Genomic DNA, 13,169 nt, shown 5'->3' with positions numbered 1-13,169 from the left:
GAATATGTGAAAAACATGCCTCTTGAAGATGCAGTGGACCGTGCGATAAATGAATGTATCAATGAAGGAATTCTTAAAGATTTTCTTTCAAAAAACAAGGCGGAGGCGAAAAAGATGAGCATATATGAGTATGATGAAGAAGAAACCATGCGCCAGCTAAGAGAAGAAAGCTACGAAGAGGGAGAAGCTGCCGGAATTGCAAAAGGAGAAACCGCCGGGATTGCAAAAGGGAAAGCTGCCGAACAAAAACATTCTATACGTTTGCTAATTGAAACTTGTCAGAGATTGGGTGAATCACCGGAAGATACGATATCCTGGATTCAAAAACAATATCCGGTAACCATAGAAGAGATAAAACAAATAATGAAAGATAGCTTCTAAAACAGAAAACAGCGGCTGCCTTTTTGGCAACCGCCGTTTTCTATCTCGTCCCCAGCAGATAGTCCACAAACTGCTGCGCAGTTCTTCCGGACAGTCCGCCGTGGCTCAGTTCCCACTTATTTGCTTCCAGAAGCAGTTCATCTTCCGAAATGGTAAGACCGTTTCTTGCCGCAAGCTGCCGTACGATCTCCTGGAATTCTTTCTTGCTCGGTCCCCCGAAGAAAATCGTTACACCAAATCTTGCCACCAGTGACAGCTTCTCCTGTACCGTATCGTTGGTGTGCAGTTCTTCATCCCTATCCTGTTTATCCCGGAAGGTCTCGCGGATCAGATGCCGTCTGTTAGAAGTAGCGTAAATCAGAACATTATCAGGCTTTCTCTCCAGACCACCCTCGATGACTGCTTTCAGATACTTATACTCTATCTCGAACTCCTCAAAGGAAAGATCATCCATATAAATGATAAATTTATAATTGCGGTTCTTTATCTGTGCAATCACATCATTCAGATCCTGGAACTGATGCTTGTACACCTCGATCATGCGGAGTCCCCTGTCATAATACTGATTCAGAATTGCCTTGATAGATGTGGATTTTCCTGTTCCCGCATCACCAAAGAGCAGACAGTTGTTTGCTTTCTTTCCACTGACAAATGCTTCTGTATTGTCAATCAGCTTCTTTTTGGCAATTTCATATCCCACCAGATCATCCAGATGTACATGGGCGATTTTAGTAATGGGTACAATCTCTGCACCCTCCTGTGTATGTTCAATACGGAATGCCTTATGAAGTCCAAGTTTTCCCACACCGAACTCTTTGTAGAACTGAGTCAGAATTTCCTTAAATTCTTCTGTTGATCCTGCTCCTGCAAGGGATTTACTCAGATCACAGATGCGGTCGCGGATTCTCTGATTGAAAACGCTTCCGTGTGCTCCGGAACCGGCATAGTCTTTCAGCATGGCAAGACAATCTGTTCCCAACGCTTTTTCCATATCTGTAAAATCATAATCAAATAATTCTTTAAAAATAACAAAATCGTGAAGAGCCACCTGATTAATACTTCCCTCAACCGCTCCAACGATCTCGCAGGAGGTGCTGTACGCATTTTCATCACTTGCCAGAAGAAATGTCAGATAATCCTGCCAGAGATTTCCCTCAAATCCATGGCTGACTGCCATTTCCAGTATCTCGTTGACACAGTCATAGAGAAGTCCTCTCATATCCTCTACATTGTAATATTCATTATCATAGTTTTCCATCAGGAAATTCATATCCGTCAATATCTGTCCCTGTTCCATATGACGGTAGATCATTAATTCATTGATTCTCATCTTCCAGCTGCCTCCTCTTTTGTTTTAAGAACCATTAGTAATTTCCAAGAATCTTCAAATTCTTAGCCTCTTCCCGGATTCCACGGACGGCATTCTTCACCGCTCCGTCTCCCATGTTTCCCTCAAAATCTACAAAGAACCGGTATTCCCAGGTTTTTCCCTCTATCGGGCGTGACTCAATCTTCGTCATATTCAGGTCATTATAAATGAAATGAGATAACATATGATAAAGGGAACCACTCTCATGTGCCAGTTCAAAACAGATACTGATTTTCCGGGCATCTTTCAGGAAGATTTTCTGATTCGTAACGATAATAAAACGGGTAGAATTATTATCATTATAATTAATCTTCTCTTTTATGATCTTTAATCCATATACCTCTGCCGCATGTTCACTGCAAATGGCAGCCTGAGTCACATCCATATCCTTCAGGATCTTCCTGGCAGCAACTGCAGTATTACTCTCTCCTATCCTCTGCCAGTCCGGATATTCATCCAGAAATCTGGAACTCTGCATCAGTGCCTGCGGGTGGGAATACACCCTTTTTATTGTATCAATGGACGCTCCTTCCACACCTGCAAGGGCATGCTCAATTGGAAGAACTACCTCTCCCACAATATAATTTTCAAATTCCACCAAAAGATCATAAACCTCTGTCACCACTCCGGCAGATGAATTCTCTATAGGGAGCACGGCAAAATCTGCAGAGCCCTCCTCAATGGCTTCCATAGCTTCCCGGAAAGTCTGTACATGAAAGCTGTTGATATCTGTTCCGAAATATTTATACATGGCCGCCTGGGAATATGCCCCTTCCGTTCCCTGAAATACAATACGCGAATTTTCCCAGTCCAACGCATCCACGCCAATGAAAGGCAGACGTCCCAGCGCACCCTTTTTCGTCAGCATCTGATACTGAAGCTTCCGACTCTGTGACATCAACTGTTCGAAAAGCTCTGTCAGCCCTTTCTTCAAAAACGGATCGGATGTACCTCCGATAACCTGATGCAGTTTTTCCCGCTCCCGTACCCGGTCAAATACTTTCTTTCCTGTCTCTATCTTATAATCTCCTACCTGTTCGCATACCTTCATGCGGTTCTCATAGAGCTCCACAATCTGACTGTCGATCTCATCCAGTTGTTTTCTAAGTTCTTCCAGTGTAGCCATAAAACTGATTCTCCTCACTTCTTTTTTCCCTAAAACAACATACAGTATAATACATTTTCTGAATAAAATCCAGTTCTCTTCGGCATACTGATGACATGAAACACAATTTTCTTGCCTGTGGAACTGCAGGATGGTGTATGGAGATAATTTATACGGCACTTTGCTCCTACCAGAAAAATAAGAATCCCAAACTTATGGGGAACACCTCCATCTGGATGTTCCCCATTTATGGAATGGCATGTTTTTTATCGCCTGTCTGTCGGATTCTGAAAGGAAAAAGCGCGGTAATCAGGGGAGGTGTATATACCTGCTGCATTTTTGCGGCAGAATTTTTTACCGGCTCCTTTCTTCGCAAAATGGATGCCTGTCCCTGGGATTACAGCGATGCTCCGCTGAATATCCGGGGACTGATCCGTCTCGATTATGCTCCCCTGTGGTTTGGTGCAGGCCTGTTATTTGAAAAAATTCTTTTCAGACATTGAAAAACTTCCGCATTTATTATATGATGTTACAGGAAACGTAAATTCATCATTTACGGAAGTTTTACATAAGATGTAAGAAAGGAGAAGCGCCATGAAAAAGCATAGATTATACTCAGTTACTTTTTCTATCCTTCACTTTCTTCCTGAACGATTATTTTATTTCATATTATTATTTTTATTTCCATATTATATAAACAACGTCGTTACTATCGCAGTTCCTTTTCAACGGTCACTGCGGTTTTCCATGTAACGACATTTTTTTGCCGTAAATGATTCCAATCAACATATAATTAAGGAGGTTTATATGAGACACTTAATGAGCCCATTGGATTTCTCCGTGGAAGAACTCGACAAATTACTGGATTTAGCAAATGATATTGAAGCCAACCCTGAGAAATATGCACACGCCTGCGTTGGCAAAAAGCTGGCAACTCTGTTCTATGAACCAAGTACCCGCACCCGCTTAAGTCACGAAGCGGCGATGATCAACCTGGGTGGAAGCGTTCTCGGCTTTTCTACTGCAGATTCCAGCTCTGCTACTAAAGGTGAGAGTGTTGCGGACACCATCCGTATGGTGAGCTGCTACGCCGACATCTGTGCGATGCGCCATCCGAAAGAAGGTTCTACTCTGGTTGCATGTGAGAACTCTTCCATCCCGGTCATCAATGCCGGTGACGGTGGACATCAGCATCCGACGCAGACACTGACCGACCTTCTGACTATCCGTTCTCTGAAGGGCCGTCTGAATAATATGACCATCGGACTTTGCGGTGACTTAAAATTCGGCCGTACTGTCCACTCACTGATTCATGCTCTTGTAAGATATCCAGGCATCCGGTTTATCCTGATCTCCCCTGAGGAGCTTCGTCTGCCAGGATATATGCGCCACGACGTACTTGACCGAAATAACATTCCTTATGAAGAGGTTGTCCGTCTTGAAGATGCGCTTCCGAAACTGGATCTGCTCTACATGACCCGTGTTCAGAAGGAACGTTTCTTCAACGAAGAGGATTACGTACGTATGAAAGATTTCTACATTCTGGATGCAAACAAAATGGAGCTTGCAGGACCGGATATGCTGGTTCTCCACCCGCTCCCGAGAGTAAATGAAATTGCCGTTGAAGTGGATAAGGATCCGAGAGCGGCTTATTTCAAACAGGTTCAATACGGAGTTTATGTACGAATGGCTCTGATTTTAACCCTGCTGGAAATTCAGGTATAAAGAAAGGGAGGAAGTCAAAATGGTAGAAAACACACTGACCGTAGGCAGCATATCAGAAGGTTTTGTTCTGGATCACATTCAGGCAGGCAAGAGTATGGATATCTACAAATATCTGAAACTCGATAAGCTGGACTGCTGCGTGGCAATCATTAAGAATGCAAAAAGCAAGAAACTTGGAAAGAAGGACATTATTAAAATTGAATGTCCGATTGATTTCATGGATCTTGATATTCTGGGCTTCATTGACCACAATATTACCGTTAACATCATTAAAGATCAGAAAATCGTTGACAAACAGGCGTTAAGATTACCTAAAAAGATTACGAATGTTATCAAATGTAAAAACCCAAGATGTATCACCTCCATCGAACAGGGGCTGGATCATGTATTTGTTCTGACTGATCCCGAGAAAGAAATCTATCGCTGCAAATACTGCGAAGAAAAATATCACGGACGTTAACCAAAACGGTCCACTGGACCTTTGGGCGTATGCATGGCAACAAAAACGAGGAAGAAATCCCGAAAACAGATTTCTTCCTCATTTTTATTTTCTTTAGATCACTTTTCTATGATGTAACAAGCACAACGATAAGCCGGGTTATGTCGTTGAGTAATCATCTATCTAGACCTGCTGTCACCAGCAGATTCAAGCGACCTACCTAAGACGTGACGGGCCGCCACATGGTCTTTATTCGGTCTTGCTTCGGATGGGGTTTACATCTGCCCTCTCTGTTACCAGAGAGGCGGTAGTCTCTTACACTGCCTTTCCACCCTTACCACCGGACGAGCCGGGGCGGTTTATTTCTGTTGCACTGGCCTTGGAGTCGCCTCCACCGGACGTTATCCGGCATCCTGCCCTGTGAAGCCCGGACTTTCCTCACCTGCTGCCTTTCGGCAATTGCAGCCGCGATTACTTGTCATACTTGTATTCCACGATTTTTGATTCTAACACATTTCCATCAAAATGTAAAGCTGTTCTACACCCCCTCATCAATGATCAGATCCGTACCGTCTGCCGCTCTGGTAGCAAGCGCATCACATCTCTCATTCTGAGGATGTCCATCATGCCCCTTTACCCAGATGAACTGTACCTGGTGGGGCTCCTTTGCTTTCAGAAGCCGTTTCCAGAGATCCACATTCTTCACCGGTTCGTTCTTGCCTCGCTTCCATCCCTTTTTGATCCAGCCCTCAATCCAGTGCTGGTTAAATGCATTCACAACATACTGGGAATCTGAATACAGTTCCACGCTGCATGGGCGGTTCAGCGCTTCCAGCCCTGCAATTACTGCCATCAGTTCCATTCTGTTATTGGTTGTCTTCACATACCCCTGGGAAATTTCCTTTGTATGAAGCTCTCCTTTTGTATCTACATATTCCAGTACCGTTCCATATCCTCCCGGTCCGTCCGGGTTGCCTCTGGCTGCACCATCCGTATATATCTTAACCTTCATTCTCCCTCTCCTGTTCTATGATTCTATCCGAAATATCTGTCCCTCTTTCTCAATCTGTATAATCTTATGGCGATAGGGCTTCGTCTTCGGTTCCTCCATCAGCTTCACATATAACCGTTTCTGCTCATTCTGCATGTGCATGGGAAATACCACCTCTGTATCCGTCTCCCGCATAAACCAGTCGATTCCCCAGTAATATGCATCATTAAGTCTTGGATCCACCGGAAAAAAAGCTGCGTCTATATGTTCTCCTTTTATCTTCTCGATTGCTCTCAGGAAATTCTTCTTCATAAACTGATTGTAGAGAGGGCCTTCTTCCTCCCAATGCCACCAGTTCAGGTCTCCCGCATGAAATATCTTTTTACCGTTTACAGAAAGAAAGAACGCTACGCCCTCATCTGTAGAGCGAAGCGTCTTTATATGAATGTCGTCCACGTCCATCATCTGATCCGAACCTATCTTTTTCACATGATCAGCAGGCCCGTCCGCCTCAATATCATCCGACAAAATATAAGTAATCTCCGGATAATCCGAAACCCAGGAAAAAATCTCCTCTGTAAAATGGTCAAAATGATTATGACTGGCAAATACATATACCTTCCTGGCTTTTTTTAATTCAGGAAGCTTTCCCTTGTAGTAATCGAAGATAAAGGCCACATCCTGATATTCCACAGCAAATCCGCTGTGTCCTATGTATGTAATCTTCATCTGTCCTGTTCCTTTCAGCCCGCTTACTCCTTAATCAATCCTGCTGCATGTGTGATCTCCGGAAGCAGATATTCCAGGCACTGTTTTACTGCATTGGCTTTGCCCGGCAGATTTACAATCAGAACCTCTCCACGAATACCTGCTGCACAGCGGTTCAGCATGGCACGCTTGCTGATTTGCATCATATAGGCTCTCATAGCCTCCGGAATTCCAACCACAGGTCTATCCACAATCTCCAGGGTTGCCTCCGGCATACACTCTCCGACCTTACAGCCAGCTCCTCCCGTTGTCAGAATCAGATCGGTAAGTTTTCCATCTGCCATTCTCTGCATAACAGTAGAAAGAACCGTCTTGTCACAGGGAAGTGCCTTCATAAAAACAATCTGATGTCCGGCTTCTTCCATGATCTGCTGAATTACCTTTCCACTCTTATCCTCTTCGTTGCCTCTATAAATCTCTGTATTCGCTGTAATAATTGCAACTCTCATTGTATCCCTCCATTATGTTACGCTTTCGTATCTCCTGCTTCCTCAATTCAAGAGGAAAATATCATTTTCCTTAGCGTAATAGACTACTCCTAGTTTAACGCTTTTTGGCCGGAATTGCAACGCCTAACATAACGCATCCTCACATTTCCTGTTTCATTTCCCGAAATACTGCCAGCATAAGCCTTCGGAATTCCTCTGATTTACGACTTCCCATCTTTTTCACTTCCTCATGGCTCAAAGGTGTCTTCTGAATCCCTGCTGCCATATTTACCACACAGGATATTCCACAAATCTTCATTCCCATATGATTGGCCGCAACTGCCTCACATGCCGTACTCATACCTACTGCATCGGCACCGAGCGCACCTGCCATTCGGATCTCAGCCGGAGTTTCATAACCCGGACCGGTAAATTGTATATAAACACCCTCTCTCAAAGGAATCTGCTCTGAATCAGCCGCCCGCCGGATCAGTTCCTGCAGCTCCTCATCATAGATATGGCTCATATCCGGGAAACGGGTTCCCAGTTCTTCTATATTAGCCCCAATCAGGGGTGATGGCACCAAAGAGGATATCTGGTCGGTAATGAGCATCAGATCCCCCGGATCAAAAGCCAGGTTGATTCCTCCTGAAGCATTGGTAAGAATCAGCGTCTCCGCTCCCAGCATCTTCATGAGACGAATGGGGAGTACCACTTCCTCCATAGAATATCCCTCATAATAATGAACCCTTCCTTTCATCATCACTACCGGAACTTCTTCCACATATGCAAATACGAATTTCCCCTCATGGCCTGACACCGTAGAAACCGGAAAATCCGGAATCTCTGAATAAGGAATCTCTGATTCTACCGTCACATAATCCGCAAAATTACCAAGCCCCGACCCCAGAACAAAAGCCACTTTCGGGACAAAATCCGTCCTTGTTCTGCAATATTCATAACTCCTTACCAATCGCTCATATGCTGCTCCCATATCCGAACCTCCTAATATTATATCTCTTTGCTCAGGTCACATCTATAAATTCCCTTTATGAAAACCAACTAAATAAATCTGCCAAGATTTGACTTATAAAATCTCACTATTGCTCGTTTACGGTCATAAAATCCATAATTTTCCCTCTCATAAAGCAAAGATCACCACTGGATCCTGTGATCTAGTGATGCCCTAATTAACATGTTGCAGCTGGCTACCATTTAACAGGTCTTCTTGCTTTCCTTCACGGTGTTTCCACCGATCTACCACGATACATTAATTATAGTCTCGTCTCGGAGCAATATCAATAAATTCAAAGATAATTTGTACCGTTTGATCTGCTATTTAATTAAATAAGTAGCGACCCATCTTTTGGCACTTGCCAAAGTCTTTCATTGTACCAGTTCAACGCTTCCACACGTCGGGGAATCTTCTCTATTTTAACAAAAAGCGAGGGAGACTCGCTCAATAACTGACTAATCAGTTATTTTGCGACACTCCCTATATTTTAAAATAAATCACTATGCGTTCCAGTTCTTGTTAGATATAAATACAAGTTTCCATCATCAATTTCATATATCAATAACCAGTCTGGTGTAATATGACATTCCCGTTTTCCTAAGTAGTCTCCAGTTAAAAAATGATCTCTGTTTTTCTCTGGAAGGCTTTCACCAGAAGCCAGCTTTTTAATTACTTCTTTGATTAAAGATAAATCATAACCTCGTTTTTGAAGTCTCTTTAAATCTTTTCGAAACTTGTTTGTTGGTTTGATTTCGTATTTCAAGATAATAAATCCTCCATCATTTCGTCAACATCTGTATATGATTTCCCAATAACTGGATTTCTCTTCATTTCCTCAACTTCTCTGAACGCTTCTAAAGTTTCTGAATTAGGAATATCTCTTGAAACACTAAATGGTATGCCTTGCTCTCTAATGGCTTGCTTTGCGGCCATTGTAAAAAAAGTTGTCATATCTAATCCAAGATCATTCATTAACTCTTGTAATTGTGATTTTATTGCTTCATCAATTCTCATGGTAATATTTGTATTTGCCACTTTTATCACACCTTTCTTTTATTACATTATACTTCTCATGAAGAACAGTGTCAATACATTGTTATTGCATTGTTAAAATATGTTCTCCTTAATTGTGTTTTATTGTGTTTTATTTTTAGCCTTTTTCTTTCATTCTAACCAATCCCAATATTGGAATTTTGATTGAAAGAATCAGGTCAGAAATGTTTTCCATTCCGGAAATAAAATCCATTCACAAATCCTTTCCACTTCAGCAGAAATCCTTTTTCATTCCAAGAACCATCCCTTGTACGATGGTCATGGACAAAAATGTTAGTCAGATCACCGGCTTCGTCATCCTTCAATATCACATATGGGCCATTACTGAATACATAAGTAAATTCTGTGCCGCTGCTCCAAATAGTAGCGAAAGCGCTGTCACCGATCTTTTCGATATAATACTGTGCAAGTACTCCGGTAGAAAAGCCGCCCAGGGCAGTTGCTTCATCTGCGTATATTCCGTAATATGTCTGCGAACGGTCTTTGATTGCATTCTCTACTTCAGCTGCATACATACTACAGTTTTTATTAAATAATATTTTCCCATGGCATTGATTCATTAATGCGGTATACGCCTGCTACAATGCATTTGACAACAGTGAAATTACTTTCAACCTATAAAAAAGGAAGCCGCCTAATAGACCACTTCCTATCTGTCTTAACTCCGTGACGTTAAACTCACCACTTAAACCAAATCATCTTCTATCGGCGTATAATTTGCACAATGAACCAGATCTTTTTCGCCTAGAAGATTGTATGTATCTCGTACGGACTAATGATCCTTGATATTGTTACAGCATCCAATGTACATCCATAACATTTTTCACCGTTTTTTCTTTTATATTTCCTTAACGGAATCTTGGAGCGGTGCGCACAATTCAGCATACTTGCAACTACTGCCATGGCTGTTCTTCCGTTTCAAAACTTTACTTACAGTATAACTTCTGAAAACACATATTTCGATTCTGAACTATTCTATAATGCTTTGTGATACAGCATAATGACATCCTTTAAGGTTGTCTGACGCGGATTTGCTGCAATATTACCGCTCTTCATGGCATCCTCAGCCATCTGTGGAATCTTATCTTCTGTCACACCAACCTCTGACAGAGTCTTCGGAATTCCAAGATCCGCATTCAGCTTTTTAATCTCATCGACCAGCATCTGCGGCTTAAAATCTACTGCCGGCTCCTTCTTCTCACGGATGTAATTATAGATTTTCTCATAACGTCCGTGATCTGCCAGTGCATTGTACTCTACAATTACCGGAAGCAGAATGGAATTGGCAACTCCATGCGGAACGCCGAAGAAGGCGCTTACCGGATGGGACATGGCATGTACGTTGCCAAGTCTTGCCCATGCAAATGCAATTCCTGCAAACATACTTCCCGACATCATGGCACAGGCTGCCTCTTCGTCTTTACGGTTTGCCACAAAACGACGGATATTTCCTCCAATCAATTCCATTGCCTTTTCTGCCATGGCATCAGAAAATGGAGAGGCTCCCAGGGATGTATATGCCTCCCATGCGTGGATCAGCGCATCGATTCCGCAGGAAGCTGCCACTGACGGCGGTACGGACATGATCATTTCCGGATCCAGAAGAGCATACTTCGGCAGAAGCTCATAGCTGAATACTGTTAATTTATAATTTCTTGATGTATCGGTAATTACGGAAAAAGCTGTCACTTCGCTTCCTGTTCCGGCCGTAGTCGGAATGGCGATGATCGGTTCAATCGGTCCAGGCACCAGATGTGCTCCCTCATACTCTGTAATTGAACCTCCATAACGGGCCAGTACACCCACTGCTTTCGCCACGTCCATAGGGCTTCCTCCTCCCAGTGCCACAATACTGGTGGCTCCGGACTCCTTATACATTTTAGTAGCAGCATCTACCATATCTACCGTAGGATTCGGCAAAATATCAAGAAATGTACAGGTTTCAATTCCATCTGCCTCTACAATATCCACAACCTTTTTTACAACTCCCAGCTTCTCAAGACCCCGGTCAGATACGATCATCATCTTCTTAGAGCCGCTCTTTTCCAGTAATTCCGGAAGCTTTTTCAGAGAACCCACTCCAAAAACAATATCCTGAGGTACTTTAAATGTAAAATCATTCATTTCAATCTCTCCTTTTCTGCCGCGGAAAACAGTAACAGTAAAAAAAGATGCTGCAAAACTGCATGTCTTCCGGCACACAGCTCCCGCAACATCTTTGTCCGCGAATATTTTTAATCCTTTCCTAATTATATCCACATGTCATGCTGATTTCAAGCCTATCTATGTTAATTTTCTAACATATTTTCAAATTATAATGCATACCAGTCCTCCGTTGGAGTCGTTCACAATCTTCTGCATGGTGTCCTGCAGTTTTACCTGGCTCTCTTCGTTGATAACAGCCATCTTGTTTTTCATTCCGTCCATGACCAGCTCCTCGATAGACTTACCGAAAATACTGGTTCCCCAGATTCCTCCTTCTTTTTCTCCTGTCTCTTTAATATACTGGATCAGGTCTTTGGCCTGCTGTTCACTTCCTACGATAGGAGCAATCTCTGTCTCAATGTTTGCCCGTATCAGGTGAATGGAAGGTGCCTTGGAATGGATCTTCACGCCGAATTTATTGCCCTGTTTGATGACCTCCGGCTCATCTAAAGTGATCTCATCCCTTCGCGGACTTACCACGCCGTACCCTTTCATTTTCACAGAAGTAAAGGCATCCCGAATTCCCTCATACTCTTTTTGAAGCTCTGCCATTTTCTTCATCTGGGCAATCAGTTCATACTGCCCCTCAATCCTGGTTCCGGTAAGGTCACTTAGCATCTCATAATAATAAGATTCTGCAACCTGAATCCGGATTTTGACACATCCTGTATCCATCTCAATTTTTTCTACCCGCATATCTTCGATATACATACTGTCCGGCTTCTCTATACCCCTGGATGCATCCCGGATCTCCGTCATCTTCTCCATGACCTGCCTGATATGTACGAGAAGATCCGATTTGATTTTGTGGTCCCTCGGAAGCATTTCAACCCACTTTGGAATAAAGAACTGCACCTCTGAAACCGGGAATTCAAACAAAACCGCTTCCATAATCCGGTGAATATCCTCTTCTTTTAGCTGCTCACAGTTTGCGGCAATCGCCTGAACCTGATAAGCATTTCCCAGTTCCTCCACAACTGTTTTGGCTTCCTCACTATAAGGCTTCTTAGAGTTCACAATCACCACAAAAGGTTTCCCGATGCTTTGCAGCTCGCGGATCGTCTTTTCTTCTGCTTCCCTGTAATTTTCTCTTGGAATTTCTCCGATACTTCCATCCGTAGTTACCACAATCCCTATCGTGGAATGTTCATGTATTACCTTCCTCGTCCCGATTGCAGCCGCTTTGGTAAATGGAATCTCATAATCAAACCAGGGCGTCTTCACCTGCCGTTCCTGATTATTCTCCACATGTCCGGAAGCTCCGTCCACCATATACCCCACACAGTCTATCAGCCGGACTTTTACCGACACGTCATCGGAAATCTGGATTTCAGCAGCTTCCTTGGGTACAAATTTAGGTTCCGTAGTCATAATGGTCTTCCCGGATGCCGACTGGGGAAGCTCATCCCTCGTTCTTGCCGATACATGTTCATCCGTCATATGCGGCAGAACCAGCACATCCATAAACCGTTTGATAAAAGTGGACTTCCCGGTACGTACCGGTCCTACCACTCCTATGTAAATCTCTCCATTTGTCCTTGCCTGTATATCCTTATACAAATGATACCGCTCCATATACCATGCCCCTTCCCAATATGCTGTTAGAGTATATGCTGCGATGTCCCATTTTAGACCTGTGAAAAGAGCAGCTCCTCCATTTTACTGGAAAAGCTGCTCTTTTTCTCATCTC

Annotated in this window: 15 protein-coding genes and 1 other RNA gene; 4 read left to right on the top strand and 12 right to left on the bottom strand. The window is 43.2% G+C overall.

Annotation, left to right across the window (positions count from 1 at the left end):
• Window positions 1-114: 114 nt before the first annotated feature.
• Window positions 115-381 carry a hypothetical protein gene (locus tag ACQRCC_RS06445; protein ID WP_427849994.1) on the top strand — a complete coding sequence of 89 codons (267 nt, stop codon included), beginning with the start codon at window positions 115-117 and terminating at the stop codon, window positions 379-381.
• 40 nt (window positions 382-421) lie between these two features.
• Here the strand turns inward: ACQRCC_RS06445 and ACQRCC_RS06440 are convergent, their stop codons facing one another.
• Window positions 422-1,711, bottom strand: a complete 1,290-nt coding sequence (locus tag ACQRCC_RS06440) for an ATP-binding protein (protein ID WP_427849993.1) — start codon at window positions 1,709-1,711, stop codon at window positions 422-424.
• Window positions 1,712-1,745: 34 nt separating this feature from the next.
• Complete coding sequence (gene pheA, locus ACQRCC_RS06435) at window positions 1,746-2,876, bottom strand: prephenate dehydratase (protein WP_427849992.1); 1,131 nt, start codon at window positions 2,874-2,876, stop codon at window positions 1,746-1,748.
• A 95-nt stretch (window positions 2,877-2,971) separates the two neighbouring features.
• Between pheA and ACQRCC_RS06430 the strand changes: the two genes are divergently transcribed.
• From ACQRCC_RS06430 to ACQRCC_RS06420, 3 genes are all read left to right on the top strand, one after another.
• On the top strand, window positions 2,972-3,358 hold the full coding sequence (locus tag ACQRCC_RS06430; protein WP_427849991.1) for a putative ABC transporter permease: 387 nt from the start codon (window positions 2,972-2,974) through the stop codon (window positions 3,356-3,358).
• Window positions 3,359-3,662: 304 nt separating this feature from the next.
• Window positions 3,663-4,580, top strand: a complete 918-nt coding sequence (gene pyrB / locus ACQRCC_RS06425; RefSeq protein ID WP_427849990.1) for an aspartate carbamoyltransferase — start codon at window positions 3,663-3,665, stop codon at window positions 4,578-4,580.
• A 19-nt stretch (window positions 4,581-4,599) separates the two neighbouring features.
• Window positions 4,600-5,040 (top strand): aspartate carbamoyltransferase regulatory subunit, encoded by a 441-nt coding sequence (locus ACQRCC_RS06420; RefSeq protein ID WP_427849989.1) that lies wholly within the window; start codon window positions 4,600-4,602, stop codon window positions 5,038-5,040.
• 113 nt (window positions 5,041-5,153) lie between these two features.
• Here ACQRCC_RS06420 and rnpB read toward each other — a convergent pair.
• The 10 genes from rnpB to spoIVA form a co-directional block, all read right to left on the bottom strand.
• An RNA gene (rnpB, locus tag ACQRCC_RS06415) (RNase P RNA component class A) lies at window positions 5,154-5,506 on the bottom strand.
• Window positions 5,507-5,557: 51 nt separating this feature from the next.
• Window positions 5,558-6,031 carry a ribonuclease HI gene (rnhA, locus tag ACQRCC_RS06410; RefSeq protein WP_427849988.1) on the bottom strand — a complete coding sequence of 158 codons (474 nt, stop codon included), beginning with the start codon at window positions 6,029-6,031 and terminating at the stop codon, window positions 5,558-5,560.
• 15 nt (window positions 6,032-6,046) lie between these two features.
• Entirely contained in the window at window positions 6,047-6,739 is a 693-nt protein-coding gene (locus ACQRCC_RS06405) for an MBL fold metallo-hydrolase (protein WP_427849987.1), read from the bottom strand.
• 23 nt (window positions 6,740-6,762) lie between these two features.
• Window positions 6,763-7,227, bottom strand: coding sequence for a MogA/MoaB family molybdenum cofactor biosynthesis protein (locus tag ACQRCC_RS06400; RefSeq protein WP_427849986.1), 465 nt, complete (start codon window positions 7,225-7,227; stop codon window positions 6,763-6,765).
• Window positions 7,228-7,366: 139 nt separating this feature from the next.
• Complete coding sequence (locus ACQRCC_RS06395; RefSeq protein ID WP_427849985.1) at window positions 7,367-8,200, bottom strand: purine-nucleoside phosphorylase; 834 nt, start codon at window positions 8,198-8,200, stop codon at window positions 7,367-7,369.
• A 508-nt stretch (window positions 8,201-8,708) separates the two neighbouring features.
• Window positions 8,709-8,984 carry a type II toxin-antitoxin system YafQ family toxin gene (locus tag ACQRCC_RS06390; RefSeq protein WP_427849984.1) on the bottom strand — a complete coding sequence of 92 codons (276 nt, stop codon included), beginning with the start codon at window positions 8,982-8,984 and terminating at the stop codon, window positions 8,709-8,711.
• On the bottom strand, window positions 8,981-9,256 hold the full coding sequence (locus ACQRCC_RS06385) for a type II toxin-antitoxin system RelB/DinJ family antitoxin (RefSeq protein ID WP_427849983.1): 276 nt from the start codon (window positions 9,254-9,256) through the stop codon (window positions 8,981-8,983). Before ACQRCC_RS06385 ends, ACQRCC_RS06390 begins: the two co-directional genes overlap by 4 nt.
• A 176-nt stretch (window positions 9,257-9,432) precedes the next feature.
• Window positions 9,433-9,789, bottom strand: coding sequence for a hypothetical protein (locus ACQRCC_RS06380; RefSeq protein ID WP_427849982.1), 357 nt, complete (start codon window positions 9,787-9,789; stop codon window positions 9,433-9,435).
• A gap of 460 nt (window positions 9,790-10,249) precedes the next feature.
• Window positions 10,250-11,398 carry an iron-containing alcohol dehydrogenase gene (locus ACQRCC_RS06375; RefSeq protein WP_427849981.1) on the bottom strand — a complete coding sequence of 383 codons (1,149 nt, stop codon included), beginning with the start codon at window positions 11,396-11,398 and terminating at the stop codon, window positions 10,250-10,252.
• A gap of 183 nt (window positions 11,399-11,581) precedes the next feature.
• Window positions 11,582-13,054, bottom strand: a complete 1,473-nt coding sequence (spoIVA, locus tag ACQRCC_RS06370) for a stage IV sporulation protein A (RefSeq protein ID WP_427849980.1) — start codon at window positions 13,052-13,054, stop codon at window positions 11,582-11,584.
• Window positions 13,055-13,169 lie beyond the last annotated feature (115 nt).

The organism is Sporofaciens sp. SGI.106, assembly GCF_050314255.1.
Taxonomy (GTDB): Bacteria; Bacillota; Clostridia; order Lachnospirales; family Lachnospiraceae; genus Claveliimonas.
The sequence above is the reverse complement of the archived record's forward strand: the minus strand, read 5'-3'. Positions and strand labels throughout refer to the sequence as shown.

Bases quoted from the DNA above. Each gene is read 5' to 3' on its own strand.
- ACQRCC_RS06445 (WP_427849994.1), top strand. From the start codon at position 115: ATGAGCATATATGAGTATGATGAAGAAGAAACCATGCGCCAGCTAAGA.
- ACQRCC_RS06440 (WP_427849993.1), bottom strand. From the start codon at position 1,711: ATGAGAATCAATGAATTAATGATCTACCGTCATATGGAACAGGGACAG.
- pheA (WP_427849992.1), bottom strand. From the start codon at position 2,876: ATGGCTACACTGGAAGAACTTAGAAAACAACTGGATGAGATCGACAGT.
- ACQRCC_RS06430 (WP_427849991.1), top strand. From the start codon at position 2,972: ATGAAACACAATTTTCTTGCCTGTGGAACTGCAGGATGGTGTATGGAG.
- pyrB (WP_427849990.1), top strand. From the start codon at position 3,663: ATGAGACACTTAATGAGCCCATTGGATTTCTCCGTGGAAGAACTCGAC.
- ACQRCC_RS06420 (WP_427849989.1), top strand. From the start codon at position 4,600: ATGGTAGAAAACACACTGACCGTAGGCAGCATATCAGAAGGTTTTGTT.
- rnhA (WP_427849988.1), bottom strand. From the start codon at position 6,031: ATGAAGGTTAAGATATATACGGATGGTGCAGCCAGAGGCAACCCGGAC.
- ACQRCC_RS06405 (WP_427849987.1), bottom strand. From the start codon at position 6,739: ATGAAGATTACATACATAGGACACAGCGGATTTGCTGTGGAATATCAG.
- ACQRCC_RS06400 (WP_427849986.1), bottom strand. From the start codon at position 7,227: ATGAGAGTTGCAATTATTACAGCGAATACAGAGATTTATAGAGGCAAC.
- ACQRCC_RS06395 (WP_427849985.1), bottom strand. From the start codon at position 8,200: ATGGGAGCAGCATATGAGCGATTGGTAAGGAGTTATGAATATTGCAGA.
- ACQRCC_RS06380 (WP_427849982.1), bottom strand. From the start codon at position 9,789: ATGTATGCAGCTGAAGTAGAGAATGCAATCAAAGACCGTTCGCAGACA.
- ACQRCC_RS06375 (WP_427849981.1), bottom strand. From the start codon at position 11,398: ATGAATGATTTTACATTTAAAGTACCTCAGGATATTGTTTTTGGAGTG.
- spoIVA (WP_427849980.1), bottom strand. From the start codon at position 13,054: ATGGAGCGGTATCATTTGTATAAGGATATACAGGCAAGGACAAATGGA.